This is a genomic window from Cryobacterium sp. AP27 (assembly GCF_056680495.1).
In genome coordinates this window covers 3,014,088-3,033,458 of sequence record NZ_CM155285.1, presented here as the reverse complement: position 1 = coordinate 3,033,458, position 19,371 = coordinate 3,014,088, and the positions used below count along the sequence as shown (strand labels likewise).

The following is a 19,371-nucleotide window of genomic DNA, read 5'->3' as shown; positions in this document are numbered from 1 at the left end:
GTCACAGCGACCGCGCCCCGCCCACGAGAGAGAGGAACGAATCCTCCAGACCGGTCTTCTGCCGATGCAGCACGCTCAGTTCCACCCCGGCGGCGAAGGCAATATGACCCACCTGGCCGGGGTCTGCCGCTGCCGCGAGCAGGCCGGTGCGGCCGGCGACGAAGGTGATGCCGGCGGCGCTGAGCGCGGAGGCGAGTGCCTCCCGGTCGGGAGAATCCACGACCACTTGCGGTGAAGCATCCGTGTCGAGGCTGGACAGCGGGCCGAGGTGCACGAGCTCCCCGCGGGCGATGATCACCACATCGTCGACGCTCTGCTGCACTTCCGAGAGCAGATGGGAACTGACCAGGACCGTGCGCCCCTCCGCGGCCATCTCACGCAAGAAGCCGCGGATCCACTTGATGCCCTCCGGGTCGAGGCCGTTGATCGGTTCGTCGAGCACAAGCACCCCAGGGTTGCCGAGAAGGGCGTAGGCGAGGCCGAGGCGCTGACGCATGCCCAGGGAGTAGCCGCCCACGCGCGCCGCGGCATGGTCACCGAGGCCAACGAGAGTGAGAACCTCCATGACCCTGTCGCGGGGGAGCCCGGCCGCGATCGCGTAGACGCCGAGGTGATTGCGGGCGGTGCGTCCCGGATGAAAGCTTGCCGCCTCCAGCGCGGCCCCCACGGTCTGCAACGGGCGCGGCAGGTCGCGGTACGGTACGCCGTTGAAGGTCGCGGTTCCGCTGTCCGGAGTGACGAGGCCGAGCAGCATACGCAGGCTTGTGGTCTTACCCGCACCATTGGGCCCGAGGAACCCCGTGACGCGTCCGGGTTCCACCGTGAACGACAACTTGCTGACCGCGGTGGCGGCGCCGAACGCCTTGGACACGTTGTTGAACGTGATGACTTCTCCCGCTGGCATGCTGGTCCCTCCGTCGGTGGCACCAGCCTATTACCTCCCGCCGTCGCGGGCGCACTTTTGAGGCCCGATCAGCGATTAAGCGTGCAGCAGAAAGTCTTCCAGGCCGACGAGCAGGCGCTCCACCTCGCCGGCGCTGGTGTACGGCGCGAGCCCGATGCGCAGGCCCCCCGCGTCGCCGAGGCCGAGGTGCCGACTCGCCTCGACGGCATAGAACGATCCCGCCGGGGCGAGCACCTTGCGTCCGAGCAGAAACTCGGAGGCGTCGGCCGCGGAGTGCTCGGCGAAGGTGAGCAACAGGGTGGGCGTACGGTGGGCGGCGCGAGAGTGGATGGTCACTCCGGGCAGGTCGGCGAGGCCGGTTTCCAGTCGCGCGAGCAGCGCAGCCTCGTGCCCGTCGAGGGCAGCCGATGAACGAATGAGCTGCTCGCGTCGGGACACCGGACCGGCAGCCGGGTCGGCGGGAACGAGCGCGGCGAGAAAATCGATTGCCGCCGTCACCCCGGCCAGCGTCTCGTACGGCAGCGTTCCCAGTTCGAAGCGCTCGGGGACGACATCCGTCGACGCCAGCAGCTTGTCCGGGTGAATGGTGTCGAGCAGCGCGCCAGATGCGGCGAGCACGCCGCAGTGCGGCCCGAGGAACTTGTAGGGGGAGCACACGAAGAAGTCGGCGCCGAGGGCCTGCACATCGACGCTCGCATGTGCGGTGTAGTGCACACCGTCGACCCAGATCAACGCGCCGACGGCGTGCGTGAGGGCGGCGATCTCGGCTATCGGCGGGCGGGTTCCGATGAGGTTGCTCGCGGCGGTGACGGCCACGAGCCGGGTCTTCGAGGTGATGACGGCAGCGAATGCGTCGGCGGACAGGTCGCCGGTGGCCGGGTCGAACTCAACCCAGCGCACGGTGGCGCCGGCGCGCAGCGCGGCCTGTTCCCACGGGCGGATGTTGGCGTCGTGATCGAGCCGGGTCACGACGACCTCGTCGCCCGGGCCCCAATCCGCCGACAGGTGGCGGGAGAAGTCGTAGGTCAGCGCGGTGGCGCTGCGCCCGTAGACAATGCCGAGCGGGTCGGCTCCGAGCAGGTCGGCGCAGGCCTGTCGGAACCCGGTGACGGCGTCATTCGCATTGCGTTCGGGCAGGCTGCGCGTGCCGCGGTTGGAGAGTGGCCGGGTGAGGGTCAGTGCAATCGCCGCCGCCACCTGGCGGGGAGTTTGCGTTCCGCCCGGTGCATCGAAGTGGGCCAGGCCCGCGGTGAGGGACGGAAAGTGGGAGCGTACGGCCAGCGCGTTGTAGGTCACTCCTGAATCCAATCACAGGAGTGCATGACCCGCCTACGCGTGCACCGCGCAGGCGGGAGCGGCGAGGGCCACGCAGGCCTCGCAGGCCACGAGCTGCTCGCGGCACGAGACGTCGCGGCAGTTGAGCATGTTCGGCGTCGGCCTCCCGCATTCCTGGCAGTGTCCGAGAACGGCGGCGTGATCACTGAACTCGATCGACATGCGTTGATCGAACACGTACAGCGAGCCGTCCCACAGCCCGTCGTCGCCGAAGGCCTGGCCGTAGCGCGCGATTCCGCCCTCCAACTGGTACACCTCGCCGAACCCGCGCGACTTCATCAGGCCGCTGAGCACCTCGCACCGGATGCCGCCCGTGCAGTACGTCACGACCGGTTTGCCCTTGAGGTGGTCGTACCTGCCGCTGTCGAGCTCCGCCACGAACTCGCGCGTGTTCGCCACGTCCGGAACCACGGCGTTGCGGAAACGCCCGATCTCGGCCTCGAACGCGTTGCGGCCATCGAAGAACACCACGTCGTCGCCGCGCTCCTGCACGAGCTCGTGCAGCGCGGCCGGGTCGAGCCTGGTTCCGCCGCCGACCACGCCGTCCGCGTCCACGCGAAGTTCGCCGGGGGCACCGAAGCTCACAATTTCCTCGCGCGCCTTCACGACGAGACGCGGAAAGTCCAGGCTGCGCCCCGACTCGTCGAGGGCGGTGCCTTCGCTCCACTTGAAGTCGATGAGCTTGAACGCCGGGTAGTCGCGCGTCTTGCGAATGTAGCGCTTGAGGGCCGGGAGGTCGCCGCCCAGGGTGCCGTTGAGGCCGTCCTTCGATACGATGATGCGCCCGCGCAGGCCGAGCGCCTCGCACAGGTCGCGCTGCCACAGCCGCACGGCATCGGGGTCGGCGAGCGGAGTGAAGACGTAATAGAGAAGGATCTTCGGAATGGCCACCCTCTATTTTATGCGCGTTGCCGCCGCTTGGAGGTTCGACGCCGTAGGCTTCCGGCAAACCCTGGAGGCCACATGACGAATGACCCGCTTGCCCGATTCGGCGCCGTTGCGCAGTTCACACTCACAAGCGCCGACATGACGGACGGTTCGCCGCTCGCCGCGGCTCAGTACGCCGCGGATGCCGGCGGCGATGACCGCTCGCCGCACCTGGCGTGGTCCGGTTTCCCGCCGGAGACGAAGAGCTTCGCCGTGACGATGTACGACCCGGACGCGCCTACCGGCAGTGGCTTCTGGCACTGGGCGGTCTGTGACCTGCCGGCAGCCGTCACGTCGCTCGCCGCCGGAGCCGGCGCAGCGTCGAGCCCGCTCCTGCCGAGTGAGGCACAGACACTTCCGAACGAGACCCGGCATCGTTCCTTCGAAGGAGCGGGGCCGCCTCCCGGAACCGGCACGCACCGATACCAGTTCATCGTGCACGCGCTCGACGTACCGTCCCTTGGCCTGGACCCGGAGTCGACTCCCGCCGTGCTCGGATTCAACGCGCACTTCCACACCCTGGGCCGGGCCGTGCTGGAGGCCACGGCCGTCGCGGGCGGCGCGGCCACCCGGTAGCGGCCGTCTGGTGCGGTCTCGCCCGCCGGGGGAGCCGTTCGTCCCCCATATGGGGGTTTACGGGCGGTCTGGGGGCTCTTCCCAGCACACGCACACGAACGCGAGTTAACCTCAGCCGGTGCGAAAGTCCCGTAATTCCCCGAAGGAAACCGGTCTCTCCCGGGTTCCGGTCTGGGTGTGGCGGGCCCTCATGCTGCGCCTGCCCGAAAACGACGCCGCCCGGGTCAAGGCGAAATCCATTGACACGGTGGACTACCACCACGACATCGACTACGCCGGCGACGGCCTGCGCGACCATCGCCTCGATGTGCTCGTGCCGCGAGACGCGACGGAATCCCTGCCGGTGTATGTGTATTTCCACGGCGGCGGGTGGACTTCCGGTGATAAATCGTCGCTCACCAAGTACTGCGCCAGCCAGGCCATGGAGGGCATGGTCGTCGTCAATGCCAACTACCGCATGGCCACGCGCTTTCAGCTGTCCCACATGATGAACGACGGCAACGACGTGCTCGACTGGGTTGCGCGCAACATCAGCGAATTCGGCGGCGATCCCTCCAGGATTGTGCTCGGCGGTGATTCCGCGGGAGGCCACATCGCGGCGCTCCTCGCGGCATCGGCCTTCGAACCCGAACTCGCGGCGCACTACAAGATCAGCCCCCGGGTCGATCGCTCTCACCTGGTCGGCCTCGTGCAGCACTGCAGCATCGCGGACTTTTCGGTCATGTTCGAGCGCGGCTTTGTGCTGAGCCTCAATTTTCTGCGGATGCTGCTGCCCGAGCGCGGCCGCGGCGTTCACCTGCGCAGCGCCGCCCGCTTCATGTCGCCCATCGAGTGGCTCGACAGCGGTTTTCCGCCGGTGTTCATCACCACGTCCGAGCGGGACTACTTCTACCGCGCCAACCTGAACTTCATTGCGGAGCTGCGCAACAAGTCGATCCTCGTCGACACCCTGATCTACGCCAGAAGCCGAGTCAATACGCGACATACCTGGCAGCAGGAGGCCAGCCACCCCGAGTCGCAAGAGGTGTACCGGCGACTGGGAGACTTTGTTCGTCGCGTCGCCCCGCGTCGCCCGGTGGCCAGCGCGGTGACCGCCGTCGCCGACCTCGCGGCCACCGCAAGCACCCTCGTGGCCGCGGCAGTGGTTCCCGCCCCGACGGGCGCCGGCACGGCCTAGGGAGACGCTCCCGGCCTTCCAAGCCCTCGAGGCTGCGCCCCGTTACTCACTGGAGGGCGCAAAGAGTTCCTCGACGCTGGTGTTCAGCGTCTGGGCGATCCTGATGGCCAACAGCACCGAAGGCGAAAATCTCCCGCGTTCTATCGAGATGATCGTCTGGCGCGATACTCCCACCAGCTCGGCAAGCTTCGCCTGCGTGAGATCCAGGCTGCGTCTCTGTTCGGCCAGCCTACGATCCATCTCGCTGCCTCAAAATCAGGTAACGAATCCAAAAATCACCAACCAGTGCGACGCCGAACAGCATCAGGACCGCGTACGCGCTGGCCGTTGCCCCGGTGATCATGAGCAGAGTCCCCACGGTCAGGGCGCCGAGGACGGCATCGAAAAAGACCCCCGCCTGGGCCTGGTGCGCGCGGCTGATCTCGACCCCGTCCTTGGCACCAGACCCTGTTCGGCGCTCACGATTCCGACGTAGGGCGTAGGCTCCCAAGCCGCCCAGGGTGACGAACGGGACGATAAGCAAGGCGGGCAATCGAGCCCCGTCGCTGGGCTGCCCGACAATGACGGAGACCAACAGGCCCAACGCCGCAATCGCCGCTATCGCCAGGAAGATCCACCTGAATTTCATGCTTTGCAGCATTTCGCCCCCTTCGCTTCTGTGTAAAGCATACTTTACGATCCGTCGGGTGCGGTCGATGTGTCGGCCGCGACGCAGTGCGGGAATACGGGCCGCATTTCCAGCTTCAGACGAGTAGATTCTTGTTGTGAAGTTTCACGTTCGTGTGCATGGAAGCGACGAGACCTGCCCCACCGGAACGGGCTCGCCGACAGAGCCGCGCCGGTCACCGAGCCCGCGCCGGTTGGATCGAAGGGAGCATCATGAACGAGTCAGCGGCCGGTGAGCCTCGGATTTTCAAGGGACTGGCCGGGGTCCCGGTCGACGTCACGGCCATCTCCATGGTCAACTCCGACACGAATTCGCTGCTCTACCGCGGATACCCGGTGCAGCAACTCGCGGACCGGTGCAGCGTCGAAGAGGTGGCCCTGCTGCTCTGGAACGGTGAGCTGCCCGGCCGCGCCGAGCTCGCCGACTTCGAACGTGAGGAACGCGCGCACCGCGCGCTCGACGCGAAGGTGCGCCGGGCCATTGACGACCTGTCCGTGACGACGCATCCGATGGACGTGTGCCGCACGGCCGTGAGCGTCATCGGGGCTTGCGACCCGGATGCCGAATCCAATGCTCCCGAGGACAACTTGCGCAAAGCCCGGCATCTGTTCGCGCGGCTGCCCGCCGTCGTCGCCTACGACCAGCGGCGCCGCAACGGACTGCCGCTGGTGGAACCGCGCAGCGACCTCAGCTACGCGGAGAACTTTCTGTACATGACGTTGGGCGAGGTGCCAGCCCCCGAAGTCACCGACGCCTTCCGCCTGTCGCTCGTACTCTATGCCGAGCACTCATTCAACGCGTCCACCTTCGCGGCGCGGGTGATCACCTCGACCCTCTCCGACCTGCATTCGGCGGTGACGGGCGCGATCGGCGCGCTCAAGGGTCCGCTGCACGGGGGCGCGAATGAGGCCGTCATGGAAGCGTTCGGTGAGATCGGCACGCCTGACCGCGTGGATGCGTGGCTTGACGATGCGCTCGCGCACAAACGCAAGGTGATGGGTTTCGGCCACCGGGTGTACAAGCACGGCGACTCCCGCGTGCCCACGATGAGCGCCGCGATGACATCGATGCTTGAACACTTCGGCCGGCCCGATCTCCTCGAGATGTACCAACGTCTGGAGCAGGGCATGCGGGAGCGCACCGGAATCCTGCCGAACGTGGACTATCCCACCGGACCCGCGTACCACGTGATGGGTTTCGATACCGAAACGTTCACGCCCATCTTCGTCGCCGCCCGAACCGTCGGCTGGACGGCCCACATCATGGAACAGGTGGCCGCGAACTCCCTCATCCGGCCGCTCTCCGTGTACGTCGGAGCGCCGCAGCGGGACCTGCCGCCGTCGACGGAGGCACCCGGGTAACCCGGAACAGCGGTGCTCGACCGGCAGCCCGGCCCGATAGCATCACAGCATGCATATGTTCTTTCGTACGCTCCTGCATTCCCTCTTGTCGCGTTTCGGGCCGAGGATCGGCCACTACGACGTCGCCCGCACTCGTTTTGTGACGTCGCCGACCGACCTCGACATCCTGCGGCACATGAACAACGGCGTCTATCTGTCGATCATGGACGTGGCCCGGTTCGACATGCTGCACCGCACGGGCGTGTGGAAGATCTTTGTGGAACGCGGCTGGTACCCCGTGGTCGTGGCGGAGACCATCAGCTTTCGTAAGTCACTCACCGTGGGTCAGCGCTTCACCGTTGAATCGCGCATTCTCGGCTTTGACGCGAAGGCGGTCTATGTGGAGCAACGGTTTGTGCGACCCGACGCCTCCGGAGTGCCGGAAATCTACGCCCATGGCTTCATCCGAGGTCGGTTCCTGAAGCGCACCGGCGGAGTCGTCCAGATCGAGGAGCTCCAGGACGCCGTGGGAATCGCACCCGACAACGTCACCGTGCCGACGTGGCTCCTCGAGTGGAGCGACGACGTGGCCATGCCGGCCACGCGCGCTCCCGCCCCGAGTATCTGGCAGTAGCCCGACCTCTAACCGGCGCTCGCCCGCACGGTGCGGGTGGGCACGACCAGGTTCTTGTAGTGCATGGCCAGAGCCGGGTAATAAGAGTCCCACTCCGGCAGGGGGCGCCCCGCGCGGTACGCGACGAGCCGGTCGAGGTAGTAGTCCCAACCCGGGCCCATGGTCGACGCCTCCGCCGGATTGCGTAGTCGTTGACCGAACGTGACGGTGGTCATTCCGTTGCCCTCGACGAGGTGGAACAGGGCGCGCCAAGCATCCTCCCCTTCGCCGAAGTCGCCGAAGAAGCGGTGCGGTGCGGCACACTCCAGAATGGTCACGTACTCCCATTTCGCGTCCGGTTCCGCCGACATGCGAAATCTGGCCGCACCGGTGCTGGGCGAACCCGTATAGGTCCCGATCCATTTGGCCAACTCTGCGGGCCGGGTCATGCTCGCCCACACGTCTTCGATCGGGGCCTTGAACAGCCGATCCATCATGAGATACAGTCCGTCCTCGCGCTGCGAGAGACGTCCGGTGGGCTTTCCTGTCATGGTTTCCTCCGTGCTGAGTGAAACGTGATTCCCTTCAGGCTAGGCCTCTTTCGTCGTCGTGGCCAGCATGAGCGACGTCCGGCCACAACTCGAGCACCGCCATCGCGGCGTTGTGCCCGCCGATGCCGCTCACACCGCCGCCGCGCCGGGCCCCGGCGCCGCACAACAGGATGCGCGGATGCCGGGTCTGCACTCCCCACCGTTCCGCAGGCGTCGACCGTGGTGCGTCGTCTTCGAGGAAGGGCCATGCGAGCGGCCCGTGAAAGATGTTCCCGCCGGGCATGTTGAGCGCGATCTCCAGATCTCGGGTGGTCTTGGTCTCAATGCACGGGTCGCCCGCGGCATCCGTCACAAGAAGGTCTTCGATCGGCTCGGCGAGTACCGAGTTGAGCGACCGCAGTACGGCGGCCTGCAGGTGATCGCGACGATCGGTGTTGGCGCCCTCGCTCTGCTCGAGGTGCGGGGTGTGCAGGCCGAACACGGTGAGGGTGTGCGCGCCACCGGCCCGCGATTCGGGCGAGAGGATGCTCGGATCGGTGAGCGAATGACAGTAGATCTCGCACGGGAGCAACTCACCCCCCTCCTCGGCGGTCTCGAGCGCCGCGGTGAAGGCGCGCTCCAGCTGCGCGTAGGTCTCGTTGATGTGGAACGTTCCCCCGAAGGCGGTCTCGGGGGAGACTCCCCGGTCGCGCAGTCGCGGCAGCCGAGACAGTACCAGGTTCACCTTCACCTGGGCGCCCCGCGGCTTGCTGGTGGCATCCTGCGGCTCCCCAAGGAGTGTGCCCAACACCCACGGCGCCACATTGCTGAGAACGAACGCGCCCGTCACCGCGTGGTCCTGACCGTTCTGCCGGTACCGCACCTCGCCGGTCGGGGTGATGGCGGTCACCTCCGCCCCCGTTTCGATCCGTGCGCCGGCCTGGGCGGCCGCCTTCTCGAGTGCGCCGGAGACGGCGCCCATGCCGCCGATGGGCACATCCCAGTCGCCGGTTTCGTTACCGATCACGTGGTACACGAAACAGCGATTGGCGTGCAGGTCGGGGTCGTCGAGCGACGCGAATGTCCCGATCAGGCCGTCCGTGGCCACGATGCCGCGAACGAGGTCGCTCTCGAAACGCTCGGTGATCACCTCACCGAGCGGGCGCTCGATGAACGCGTTCCACACCCTGTCATCGGCCACTAGACGGCGGGCCTCCGAACGGGTGAGGAGCGGCTCGCAGACCGTCGGGAACAGGGCGCGGGCCAGAATCGACGTGTCGTCGTAGAACCTGTTCCAGGCGCGGAAATCGGCTGGTGCCACCCGGTCGAACGAGGCACGCGTGACCGCGGCGTCACCGTGGTCGACGAGGAGTCCGGTTTCCGGCGCCGCGGGATCGGGCGTGTACGACGAGTAACGGCGTCGGACGAGCTCGACGTCGAGACCGAGCTCGTCGATGACGCGCCGGGGCAGCAGGCTCACGAGGTATGAGTAGCGTGAGAGCCGCGCATCGATGCCGGCAAAGGTATCCGCCGACACGGCCGCGCCACCGACCCGGCCCTCGCGCTCCAGCAACAGCACCGACCTGCCCGCGAGGGAAAGATACGCGGCTGCGGTCAGTCCGTTGTGGCCGCCGCCCACAATCACCACGTCATACCGCGATTCGCTCATGACCAGAGCCTAATCGTGGCGCCCGTGGTTCAGCAGGGGGAGGGCGCGGCCACTTGAGCCACGGCGCGGGCGAGCGCGTCGCGCACCGCGAGCACACCGGGGCGCCCGGCGCTCGACCGCCGCGCAGCGGAGAACACCGTTCGGTGGGGCAGCCCGGGCAGCTCAAGCAGGTGCACGGTGGGTGACTGGCCTGCCCACACCAGGTCGGGAAGGATCCCGACGGCATTGCCGGATTCGATCAGATGGATGTGGGCGATGAGGTCGGCGCTCTCGAAGCGCACGTCGGGCTCGAACCCGGCCGAGCGGCACAGCTGCGTTGCCCACTGCCGGCTGGCGGTTCCAGCCGGCTCCATCACCCAGGGGAGCATCGTGGCGTGCTCGAGGCTGCTCACGACCGCGCGACCGTCCCGGGGGCGAGGGACGGCCAGACGCAGCGCATCCGTGACCAGGTTGATGCGGTCAAGGTCGGTGCGATGCTCGCGGGTATGCCCCGGGTACTGCTCGGCGAGAACGAGGTCGAAGTCGCGTGCCGACACCGCAAACAGACCCGCTTCCGGTTCGCGTTCGGTGACTTCCACCCGAAGCCCGGGTAACTCCTCGCCGAGGATGGTCAGCGCCGGAGGGATCACGGCGTGGGCGGCGGATTGGAAAACCGCGACCCGCACGGTTCCGGACACCGTGGTGCGTGTTGCCGTGAGATCGGCCTCCGCGGCCTCAAGCCGCTCCAGCAGGTACCCGGTGTGTTCCACCAGAATCTCGGCCTGAGGCGTGAGCTTCACCCGTCGGCCCACGCGCTGCAACAGTTCGACGCCGGCCTCTTTCTCGAGCAGGGCCAGCTGCTGCGACACGGCGGATGGGCTGTAGGCGAGGGCCTCGGCGACCCCGGCGAGGGTGCCGCGAATCTTCAATTCGCGCAACAAGCGTAGTCGACGGACGTCGAGCATTCGCCCTCCTCAGGGGGGTCATAACCATTCATCAATAATTCTAATGAATATCGGTCAGGAAGACTCGCTTTTGTGGTGCTAGAGGGGACGCATCGCTGGGGCACACTGAGAAGATACCGAGCGACCCACCGTGAACGAGAGACTAAAATTGTGACCATGACGAACCCCTTCATTCCCCGCGTCGACAAGGACCTCAGCGCGGAGGTGATCGTTCTCGTGCAGAAATGGCTCGCCGAGAGCGCGACAATCCCGGAGGATGCCGCGGCCGAACGCTTGGCCGGGGTGCTGAAGGATCCGAATGGACTCGACTTCACCGTCGGATTCGTTGACAACGTCATGCGCCCCGAAGACAAGATGGTCGCCGGGTACAGCCTGCAGCAGGTTGCCAAGAAGGCGCCGGCCTTCCTCCCCTGGTACATGCGCGGCGCCATCGGCGTCGGTGGAATCCTCGGGCCCGTACTTCCCTGGGTCGTCATCCCCGCCGCCCGCAAGGTACTGCGCCAGATGGTCGGCCACCTCGTCGTCGACGCCACGCCCGACAAGCTCGGCCCCGCGATCGCGCACCTGAAGGAATCGGGCAACCGCCTCAACATCAACCTGCTCGGCGAAGCCGTGCTCGGCGAGGACGAAGCCTCGCACCGTCTCGCATCCACCATGGAGCTTCTTGCCCGCTACGACGTGGACTACGTCTCCGTCAAGGTGTCCTCCATCGCCAGCCAGATCTCCATGTGGGCCTTCGACGAGTGCGTCACGCGCATCGTCGAACGCCTCACCCCCCTCTACGAGCTGGCAGCCGAAAGCCCGACGCCGAAGTTCATCAACCTCGACATGGAGGAGTACCACGACCTCGACCTCACCATCGCGGTCTTCGAGCGACTCCTCGACCAGCCGCAACTCGCCGAGCTTGAGGCCGGCATCGTTCTGCAGGCCTACCTGCCCGACTGCCTCGCCGCGCTGCAGGGACTGACTCACTGGGCACAGTCCCGCCGTGCCGCCGGAGGTGCGCCCATCAAGGTGCGCCTCGTCAAGGGCGCCAACCTGGCCATGGAGCACGTCGACTCGGCCGTGCACGACTGGCCCCTCGCCACCTACTCCACCAAGCAGGACAGTGACACCAACTACAAGCGCGTGCTCAGCTGGGCGCTGACCCCGCAGAACACCGACGCCGTGAAGATCGGCGTGGCCGGCCACAACCTCTTCGACGTGGCATGGGCGCACCTGCTGAGCAAGCAGCGCGGCGTCGATGACAAGGTCGAATTCGAGATGTTGCTCGGTATGGCCACCGGCCAGGCCACCGCCGTCAGCAAGGACGTCGGTCGCCTCCTTCTCTACACGCCCGTCGTGAAGCCGTCAGAGTTCGACGTTGCGATCAGCTACCTCATCCGCCGACTCGAGGAGAATGCGAGCCAGGAGAACTTCATGTCGGCCGTGTTCGAACTCACCACCAGCCCCGCCCTGTTCGAGCGCGAGAAGGACCGCTTCCTCGCCTCGCTTCAGGCCGTTGACGACACCGTACCCACCCCGAACCGCACGCAGAACCGTGCAGAGGTGACCCAGCTCGAAGCGCTGCCAACCCCGGACGCAGAGGATGCCGACGCATCTGCTGACGACGAGGGCGACGGCAACCTGACGGCCGCGCTGCTCGGCCTCACCCGGGGATCGACCGGGGAATCCGGCTTTCACAACGAGCCAGACACCGACCCGTCCCTGCCGGCGAACCGCGCCTGGGGCCGCCGGATCCTGAGCCGCGTCGAGACGTCGACACTCGGGCTCGACACCATCGCCGGCGCGCGCGTCGACGACGTGCCCACTCTCAACAAGGTGATCGAGACGACCGTCGCGGCGAGCGTGGCCTGGGGCCAGAAGACCGGTGCCGAGCGCGCTGCCGTTCTGCACCGCGCGGGCCTCGCCCTCGCCGCCAACCGCGACCGCCTCATTGAGGTCATGGCCGCCGAGACCGGCAAGACCATCGCCGAGGGTGACCCGGAGGTGAGCGAGGCCATTGACTTCGCGCACTACTACGCCGAGCGGGCGAAAGACCTCGACCACGTGCAGGGTGCCACCTTCGTGCCCTCCAAGCTCATCGTGGTCACCTCGCCGTGGAACTTCCCGGTGGCCATCGCGGCCGGCGGAATGCTCGCGGCCCTGGCCAGCGGCTCGGCCGTGATCGCCAAGCCGGCCCGGCTCGCCCAGCGCTCCGGCGCGATCGTGGTCGAAGCGCTATGGGAAGCCGGCGTGCCGCGTGACCTGCTGGCCCTCGTCGACCTCAAGGACCACTCGCTCGGAACGGCCCTCATCGGGCACCCCGCTGTGGACCGCGTGATCCTCACCGGCGGATACGAGACCGCTGAGCTCTTCCGCTCGATGCGCCAGGACCTGCCGCTGCTCGGCGAGACGAGTGGCAAGAACGCCATCATCGTGACCCCCTCGGCCGACCTTGACCTGGCCGCCGCCGATGTGATCAAGAGCGCATTCGGCCACGCCGGCCAGAAATGCTCCGCCGCGAGCCTCGTGATCCTTGTGGGCTCCGTTGGCAAGTCGGAGCGCTTCGAGCGCCAGCTCATCGACGCGGCGCGCTCCGTGCGCGTCGGCATGCCGAGCGACCCGGTCAACACGATGGGGCCGATCATTCAGCCCGCCGAAGACAAACTGCTCCATGCCCTCACCACCCTGGGCGCGGAGGAAAGCTGGCTCGTCGAGCCGCACCAGCTGGACGAAGAGGGCCGACTGTGGACGCCCGGTATTCGCACCGGCGTCGCGCCCGGCTCATACTTTCACCTCACCGAGTTCTTCGGGCCGGTCCTGGGCGTCATGCACGCCAAGACGCTTGAAGAGGCGATTCGTTTTCAGAACGCGGTGGACTACGGCCTCACGAGCGGACTGCACTCGCTCGATGCCGATGACCTGACCGAGTGGATCGACTCGGTCGAGGCGGGCAACCTCTACGTGAACCGTGGCATCACGGGCGCCATCGTGCAGCGTCAGCCCTTCGGTGGCTGGAAGCGTTCGGCGGTGGGCCCCGGCACGAAGGCCGGCGGACCGAACTACCTGTACGGGCTCGGCAGCTGGGTGAGCAACCCCGGACGCAACAGCTCCACGCTCCACCTGCGTGGGCTGGAGCCTCGGGTGACGGAAATCATCGAGGCTTCGCAGCCGTTCCTTGACTACGCGGACTTCGACGTGCTCCGCCGTTCGAGCCTGAGTGACGCCCTCGCCTGGCGTGAAGAGTTCAACGTGGTGCGCGATGCCTCGAACCTCAAGCTGGAGCGCAACCTGTTCCGCTATCGTGCGCTGCCCGTGACCGTGCGCCTCACCGAAGACGGCACCCTGTCGAACCTGCTGCGTGTGATTGCGGCGGCCACCCTGTCCCGGTCGCGTTTCGCCGTGTCGAGCGCCCTGCCGGTTCCGGCCGGTGTGCGCGCCGTTCTCGAACAGCGTGAGATCCCGGTGAGCGTCGAAAGCGACGAGGAATGGCTGTCCCGTGCCGCGGCCGGCGGAATCACCACAACGCGCGTGCGCCTCGTGGGTTCCGACCCGGTTCATGGCGCGGCCGAGGCGGCATCCGCATTGGCCATTGCCCTGGACGGAAGCCCCGACGTTGCCGTGTACGCGCACCCGGTCACCCAGGCCGGCCGCGTCGAGGTGCTGCCGTTCCTGCGCGAACAGGCGATCTCGCTCACAGCGCACCGCTTCGGCAACCCGAGCGCGATCTCGGACGACGTGATCTAGGCCCGTTCAGGCCCGCGATCGCCGGGACTCATCGATACGATGGGTCTCGGCGATTTTGCGCTGTCATGACGCTCTCGCCGGGCGCTCAGGCGCGGCAGCGTAAAGTAGGCGCGGGAACCCGTCTGGTTTGGACTCGGTTCCGGACGGATGCTCGCTTCGTTCATATCTCGACAGGGGAACAGCAGTTGGATGGAAATGCAACGTCGACGCACAAAAACGTCGCCCTGTTGTCGGTTGTCAGTACCCTTGCCACCCGCATAACAACGTCACAGGACATCGACAGCCAGCTGCAGCCGGTGCTGCGTCGGCTGCGCCTGCCGAGCGGCCTGCTCCAGCGAGTGGCGGGAGTGCAGGAACGACGCAACTGGGCAGACGGTGAATCCTTCGACGATGCCGCCGTATCGGCCGGCAAGCGCGCGCTGCGCGACGCCGGGATCGAGCCGAGTCAGGTGGGTCTGCTGATCAACACCTCGGTCACGCGCAAGCACCTGGAACCGTCGGTGGCCGTGCGCATCCACCACGGGCTCGGTCTGCCCTCCTCGGCCATCAACTTCGACATCGCCAACGCCTGCCTCGGATTCGTGAACGGCATGACCCTCGCGGCACAGCTCATCGACTCGGGACAGATCCAATACGCCGTGGTCATCGACGGCGAAGACGCCGATGAGATCCAGCTCAACACGATTGAACGGCTCGGCCGCGAGGGCATCAACCGCAAGGACTTCATGAGTGAGTTCGCCAGCCTCACGCTGGGTTCCGGGGCTGCGGCGGCCGTTCTCGGACCGCTCGACGCGCACCCCGGATCGCACCGCATACTCGGCGGCGTCACGCGCGCGGCCACGCAGTTCAACGACCTGTGCGTCGGCAGCGTCGACGGCATGTTCACCGATGCGAGGGCGCTGTTGAAGGGCGGCATGGAACTCGTGGTATCCGCCTGGACCGCCGCGCGTCGCGACTGGAACTGGGCAAACATGGACCGGTACATCGTGCACCAGGTCTCGGACGTGCACACGAACGCGCTCGTGAAAGCCACCGGCCTCGACCGCTCGAAGGTGCCCCTCACCTACCCGACCCTCGGCAACGTCGGCCCGGCGTCGATCCCGATCACCCTGGCCCAGGAGGCCCCACGACTGCAGACCGGCAACCGGGTGTTGCTCATGGGTGTGGGGTCGGGCCTCAACACCGCCATGATGGAGATCCTCTGGTGAACCGGCGCCTTCCCCGCGCCGGGGCCACCCCCGCAGCGGCCGAGCTCCCCCCGCCCGGGTTATCCGGACTCGATCCCGCGTTCTCGCGCCTGCTGCAGGTCAGGGAGAGCGACGCTGCGGACGTCGTGCGCACGTGGCACGTGCTCGACAACGGCCCCGCACTGGACTCACTGGGCGTCACGCCCGTCGGCACCATCCTGTGCGTTCACGGCAATCCCACGTGGTCCTATCTCTGGCGTCGACTCGTGACCCAGGCGACGGATGCCGCCGCTCGCGGCGCCGAGGCCTGGCGCGTCGTGGCCGTCGACCAACTCGATATGGGCTTCTCGGAACGCACCGGGGTTCCCCGCACGCTCGCGCGACGAGTGCGGGACCTCGCTGACCTCACCGACTCCCTCGCCATTGACGGGCCGGTCGTCACATTCGGGCACGACTGGGGCGGATCCATCTCGCTCGGCTGGGCGCTCGACCACCCCGAGCAGCTCGCCGGCGTCATGCTCCTCAACACCGCGGTGCACCAGCCCGAGCAGCATGCGGTGCCCGCTCCACTGCGCCTGGCCCTCGGCAAGGGTATTCTCGGCGTGGCGACCGTGGTCACGCCCGCCTTCCTGGAGACGACGCTCGCACTGGCGCACCCGCCGCTCGATCCCGGCGTGAAAACCGGCTATCGTGCGCCGTATCGAGGCCAGGCGCGTCGCGGCGGAATCGGCGGCTTCGTCGCGGACATTCCCGTCGACGCCCGGCACGAGAGCGCCCCGGAACTCGACCGCATCGCGACGGGGCTGCTCGCGCTCGAGGTTCCCGCCCTGCTGCTGTGGGGGCCCCGCGACCCCATCTTCAGCGATCGTTACCTCGACGATCTGCTCGGCCGCATGCCGCATGCCGACGTGCATCGCTTCGAGGGCTGCGGGCATCTGCTCGCCGAAGACGCCGACTACGCCGGAGCCGCGCTCACCTGGCTCGGCGACCTGCCCGCCGTCGCCGCACCGCTGGACACGCCACGCTCCGCCGAGAACGAACCGCCCGCCGCAACGGCGGAGGATCCCGCCGAGACGCCCGCCTCCGGGTGGGCCGCCGCGACCGTGAACCCGCTCTGGCATTACCTCGACGAGCTGAGTTCCAGCGACGACACCGCGCTCGTCGACATGGCGCCCGGCACGGGAGCGGGGCCTCGTGTCGTCACCTGGCGTCGGCTCTCCCGGCAGGTTCGCCGCATCGCGGCCGGCCTGGACCGGATCGGCGTGCGCCGCGGCGACCGGGTCTCCCTGCTCGTCCCGCCGGGCGCCGACCTGACCGCCGTACTCTATGCCTGTGTGCGCATCGGTGCGATCGTCGTTGTGGCGGATGCCGGGCTCGGCCTGCGTGGTCTGACCCGCGCCGTGCGTGGAGCCCGCCCCGACTTCGTGATCGGCGCCGTGCAGGGGCTCGCCGCCGCGCGCGCCCTCGGCTGGCCGGGAACGAAGATCGCCACCGCCCGATTCCCCGCGGTCGTCGCCCGTACGCTTGGCGTGTGCCACACCCTCGCGGACCTGATCGAGCTCGGAGCCGACGAAGCGCTGCCCGAGGGGCCGGGCCCCGACGACACCGCCGCCGTGCTCTTCACCTCCGGGTCCACCGGACCCGCCAAGGGCGTTGTCTATTCCCACGGGCAGCTTTCCGCCGTCGCCAATGCGCTGTTCGTGCAGTACGGCGTCGGCGTGGGAACCGGTCTCGTCGCCGGTTTCGCGCCGTTCGCCCTGCTCGGACCCGCGCTCGGCGCCCGCTCGGTGACACCCGACATGGACGTGACCGCGCCGAAGACCCTGACCGCGGTTGCCGTCGCCGCGGCCGTCGCGGCCATTGATGCCACGGTGGTGTTCCTGTCCCCGGCAGCGCTCGCAAATGTGGTCGCCACCGCCGGAGATCTCGCCCCGGCCGACCATGACGCCCTGCGCGGCGTGCGCACCTTCCTCTCCGCCGGCGCGCCGGTATCGGAGCCTCTCCTCGCCGCAGCCGGGCGCCTCATGCCGGAAGCGAGCGCACATACTCCGTACGGCATGACCGAGGGGCTGCTCATGGCAGATATTTCCCTCGACGGAATACGTGCGGCCGGCGCGGTTACCGCCGCGTCCGCCGCGGGACCGGGCGGCGTCTGCGTCGGCATCGGAGCGGCGACCACGAGCATCCGCATCTCCCCGCTCGACGCGCACGGGAACGCGACCGGTGCGGCGGGTGCCGAACCGAACGTCACGGGCGAGATCGTCGTGTCCGCGCCGCACGTGAAAGACCACTACGACCGGCTGTGGGTCACCGACCGCGCCAGCCGTCGTGCCGTGCCGGCCGACGACCGACGCTGGCACCGCACCGGGGACGTGGGGCACCTCGACGACGTCGGACGCCTCTGGGTGGAGGGGCGGCTGCCGCACGTCATCGTCACCGCCGACGGGGTGGTCACTCCGGTTGGGCCGGAGCAGCGCATTGAATCGGTGTCGGGCGTCTCGCGGGCCGCCGTTGTCGGTGTCGGCGCGTCGGGAACGCAGCAGCTCGTCGCCGTTGTCGAGACGCCGGCGGGCGAGCGACGCCCACGCCTCGCCTCCGAGGCTTTGGCGACCGCGGTGCGCGCCGCCGTGACGTCACCCCTTGCGGCGATCCTGATCGTGCCACAGCTCCCGACCGACATTCGTCACAACTCCAAGATCGACCGCACCCTGCTCTCGACCTGGGCGACCGGCGTCCTTTCCGGCGGGCGGATGACGCCGCCGTGAAGGTGCTTGTCACCGGAGCCAGCGGCTTTCTGGGCCGAGCCGTGGCCGCCGAGATCGTTGCGGCGGGCCACTCCGTGCGCACCTTCCAACGCCGCGCCTCCGGTGTCGCCGGTGCCGAGGATGCCCTCGGATCGATTGTCGACGCGTCGGACATCGTTCATGCCGTGACGGGAATGGATGCCGTGGTGCACCTCGCGGCCAAGGTCTCGCTGGCGGGCGACCCGGCCGAGTTCCAGGCCGTGAACGTGCACGGCACGCGGGCGTTGCTGGCGGCGGCAGCGGATGCCGGGGTTTCCCGCTTCGTCTACGTGTCGTCACCCTCCGTCGCGCACGCCGGAACATCCATCATGGGAAGCGGGGCGGAGGTCGCCGACCCGGGACGGGCTCGCGGCGCGTACGCACGTACCAAGGCCGAGGCGGAGCTGCTGGCGCTGGGGGCCGACTCCGCGGCGCTGGCCGTGGTGGCTGTGCGACCCCACCTGGTCTGGGGCCCCGGAGACACCCAGCTCATTGAGCGCATCGTGGACCGTGCCCGATCCGGACGGTTGCCGTTGCTGGGTCACGGCGCCGCTCTCATCGATACAACCTACGTCGACAACGCGGCGTCGGCGATTGCCGCCGCCCTAGAGCGTGCGCCGGAGGTACGCGGTCGCTCCTACGTGATCACGAACGGCGAGCCGCGCCCGGTGGCCGAGCTGCTCGCGGGCATCTGCGCGGCCGCCGGCGTGCGCGCTCCCTCCTGGCGCGTACCGGCCGTCCTTGCCCGCCAGGCCGGATCCGTCATCGAAGCGGTGTGGCGGGTGCGACCGGGCACGGATGAGCCACCGATGACGCGGTTTCTCGCGGAACAGCTCTCGACCGCGCACTGGTTCGACCAGCGTTCCACTCGGGCCGACCTGCGGTGGACTCCGACGGTCAGTCTCGACGAGGGACTCGCGCGCCTGGCCGTGTCGTATCGTCGCGACATGCCCTTCCCGCTCTAAGCGGCCGCCGGGCCCGCCGAACCCG

Annotated in this window: 16 protein-coding genes; 8 read left to right on the top strand and 8 right to left on the bottom strand. The window is 68.0% G+C overall.

Annotated elements, in window-relative coordinates; translation table 11 throughout:
• Window position 1: 1 nt before the first annotated feature.
• The 3 genes from AC1MB9_RS14355 to trhO all read right to left on the bottom strand — a co-directional run bounded on the left by AC1MB9_RS14355 (window position 2) and on the right by trhO (window position 3,130).
• The gene (locus AC1MB9_RS14355; protein ID WP_479962607.1) at window positions 2-904 is read right to left on the bottom strand and encodes an ATP-binding cassette domain-containing protein; all 903 of its coding nucleotides are present in this window, start codon (window positions 902-904) and stop codon (window positions 2-4) included.
• A gap of 75 nt (window positions 905-979) precedes the next feature.
• Complete coding sequence (locus AC1MB9_RS14350) at window positions 980-2,200, bottom strand: cysteine desulfurase-like protein (RefSeq protein WP_479962606.1); 1,221 nt, start codon at window positions 2,198-2,200, stop codon at window positions 980-982.
• Window positions 2,201-2,233: 33 nt separating this feature from the next.
• On the bottom strand, window positions 2,234-3,130 hold the full coding sequence (gene trhO, locus AC1MB9_RS14345) for an oxygen-dependent tRNA uridine(34) hydroxylase TrhO (RefSeq protein WP_479962605.1): 897 nt from the start codon (window positions 3,128-3,130) through the stop codon (window positions 2,234-2,236).
• Between the two features lie 72 nt (window positions 3,131-3,202).
• On the opposite strand from trhO, the gene AC1MB9_RS14340 reads away from it, so the two are divergent.
• Together AC1MB9_RS14340 and AC1MB9_RS14335 are read left to right on the top strand one after the other, a co-directional pair.
• Window positions 3,203-3,742 carry a YbhB/YbcL family Raf kinase inhibitor-like protein gene (locus AC1MB9_RS14340; RefSeq protein ID WP_479962604.1) on the top strand — a complete coding sequence of 180 codons (540 nt, stop codon included), beginning with the start codon at window positions 3,203-3,205 and terminating at the stop codon, window positions 3,740-3,742.
• A 118-nt stretch (window positions 3,743-3,860) separates the two neighbouring features.
• On the top strand, window positions 3,861-4,919 hold the full coding sequence (locus AC1MB9_RS14335) for an alpha/beta hydrolase (RefSeq protein ID WP_479962603.1): 1,059 nt from the start codon (window positions 3,861-3,863) through the stop codon (window positions 4,917-4,919).
• 42 nt (window positions 4,920-4,961) lie between these two features.
• Here the strand turns inward: AC1MB9_RS14335 and AC1MB9_RS14330 are convergent, their stop codons facing one another.
• Both AC1MB9_RS14330 and AC1MB9_RS14325 read right to left on the bottom strand, forming a co-directional pair.
• Window positions 4,962-5,159: a helix-turn-helix transcriptional regulator gene (locus AC1MB9_RS14330; protein ID WP_479962602.1), complete on the bottom strand. Its 198-nt coding sequence runs from the start codon at window positions 5,157-5,159 to the stop codon at window positions 4,962-4,964.
• Window positions 5,149-5,559: a hypothetical protein gene (locus tag AC1MB9_RS14325; RefSeq protein ID WP_479962601.1), complete on the bottom strand. Its 411-nt coding sequence runs from the start codon at window positions 5,557-5,559 to the stop codon at window positions 5,149-5,151. The genes AC1MB9_RS14330 and AC1MB9_RS14325 overlap by 11 nt, the downstream gene beginning before the upstream one ends.
• 239 nt (window positions 5,560-5,798) lie before the next feature.
• Here AC1MB9_RS14325 and AC1MB9_RS14320 point away from each other — a divergent pair, with 239 nt between their 5' ends.
• Together AC1MB9_RS14320 and AC1MB9_RS14315 are read left to right on the top strand one after the other, a co-directional pair.
• Window positions 5,799-6,947, top strand: a complete 1,149-nt coding sequence (locus AC1MB9_RS14320; protein WP_479962600.1) for a bifunctional 2-methylcitrate synthase/citrate synthase — start codon at window positions 5,799-5,801, stop codon at window positions 6,945-6,947.
• Between the two features lie 49 nt (window positions 6,948-6,996).
• A complete protein-coding gene (locus AC1MB9_RS14315; protein ID WP_479962599.1) occupies window positions 6,997-7,560 on the top strand; it encodes an acyl-CoA thioesterase in 564 nt (187 codons plus the stop codon).
• 8 nt (window positions 7,561-7,568) lie between these two features.
• Here the strand turns inward: AC1MB9_RS14315 and AC1MB9_RS14310 are convergent, their stop codons facing one another.
• The 3 genes from AC1MB9_RS14310 to AC1MB9_RS14300 are packed head-to-tail and all read right to left on the bottom strand — an operon-like array spanning window position 7,569 to window position 10,682.
• The gene (locus AC1MB9_RS14310) at window positions 7,569-8,090 is read right to left on the bottom strand and encodes an SRPBCC domain-containing protein (protein WP_479962598.1); all 522 of its coding nucleotides are present in this window, start codon (window positions 8,088-8,090) and stop codon (window positions 7,569-7,571) included.
• 34 nt (window positions 8,091-8,124) lie between these two features.
• Window positions 8,125-9,738 carry a phytoene desaturase family protein gene (locus AC1MB9_RS14305; RefSeq protein WP_479962597.1) on the bottom strand — a complete coding sequence of 538 codons (1,614 nt, stop codon included), beginning with the start codon at window positions 9,736-9,738 and terminating at the stop codon, window positions 8,125-8,127.
• Window positions 9,739-9,767: 29 nt separating this feature from the next.
• Window positions 9,768-10,682 (bottom strand): LysR family transcriptional regulator, encoded by a 915-nt coding sequence (locus AC1MB9_RS14300; RefSeq protein ID WP_479962596.1) that lies wholly within the window; start codon window positions 10,680-10,682, stop codon window positions 9,768-9,770.
• Between the two features lie 156 nt (window positions 10,683-10,838).
• On the opposite strand from AC1MB9_RS14300, the gene AC1MB9_RS14295 reads away from it, so the two are divergent.
• The 4 genes from AC1MB9_RS14295 to AC1MB9_RS14280 all read left to right on the top strand — a co-directional run bounded on the left by AC1MB9_RS14295 (window position 10,839) and on the right by AC1MB9_RS14280 (window position 19,346).
• On the top strand, window positions 10,839-14,411 hold the full coding sequence (locus tag AC1MB9_RS14295; RefSeq protein ID WP_479962595.1) for a proline dehydrogenase family protein: 3,573 nt from the start codon (window positions 10,839-10,841) through the stop codon (window positions 14,409-14,411).
• 185 nt (window positions 14,412-14,596) lie between these two features.
• Complete coding sequence (locus tag AC1MB9_RS14290) at window positions 14,597-15,619, top strand: 3-oxoacyl-ACP synthase III (protein ID WP_479962594.1); 1,023 nt, start codon at window positions 14,597-14,599, stop codon at window positions 15,617-15,619.
• Window positions 15,616-18,363, top strand: a complete 2,748-nt coding sequence (locus AC1MB9_RS14285; RefSeq protein ID WP_479962593.1) for an alpha/beta fold hydrolase — start codon at window positions 15,616-15,618, stop codon at window positions 18,361-18,363. The genes AC1MB9_RS14290 and AC1MB9_RS14285 overlap by 4 nt, the downstream gene beginning before the upstream one ends.
• On the top strand, window positions 18,360-19,346 hold the full coding sequence (locus tag AC1MB9_RS14280; protein ID WP_479962592.1) for an NAD-dependent epimerase/dehydratase family protein: 987 nt from the start codon (window positions 18,360-18,362) through the stop codon (window positions 19,344-19,346). The genes AC1MB9_RS14285 and AC1MB9_RS14280 overlap by 4 nt, the downstream gene beginning before the upstream one ends.
• The last annotated feature ends 25 nt before the right edge of the window (window positions 19,347-19,371 follow it).

Coding starts and splice junctions, on each gene's coding strand:
- AC1MB9_RS14295 (WP_479962595.1), top strand. CDS start 10,839: ATGACGAACCCCTTCATTCCCCGCGTCGACAAGGACCTCAGCGCGGAG.
- AC1MB9_RS14330 (WP_479962602.1), bottom strand. CDS start 5,159: ATGGATCGTAGGCTGGCCGAACAGAGACGCAGCCTGGATCTCACGCAG.
- AC1MB9_RS14325 (WP_479962601.1), bottom strand. CDS start 5,559: ATGCTGCAAAGCATGAAATTCAGGTGGATCTTCCTGGCGATAGCGGCG.
- AC1MB9_RS14300 (WP_479962596.1), bottom strand. CDS start 10,682: ATGCTCGACGTCCGTCGACTACGCTTGTTGCGCGAATTGAAGATTCGC.
- AC1MB9_RS14320 (WP_479962600.1), top strand. CDS start 5,799: ATGAACGAGTCAGCGGCCGGTGAGCCTCGGATTTTCAAGGGACTGGCC.
- AC1MB9_RS14340 (WP_479962604.1), top strand. CDS start 3,203: ATGACGAATGACCCGCTTGCCCGATTCGGCGCCGTTGCGCAGTTCACA.
- AC1MB9_RS14315 (WP_479962599.1), top strand. CDS start 6,997: ATGCATATGTTCTTTCGTACGCTCCTGCATTCCCTCTTGTCGCGTTTC.
- AC1MB9_RS14305 (WP_479962597.1), bottom strand. CDS start 9,738: ATGAGCGAATCGCGGTATGACGTGGTGATTGTGGGCGGCGGCCACAAC.
- AC1MB9_RS14355 (WP_479962607.1), bottom strand. CDS start 904: ATGCCAGCGGGAGAAGTCATCACGTTCAACAACGTGTCCAAGGCGTTC.
- AC1MB9_RS14310 (WP_479962598.1), bottom strand. CDS start 8,090: ATGACAGGAAAGCCCACCGGACGTCTCTCGCAGCGCGAGGACGGACTG.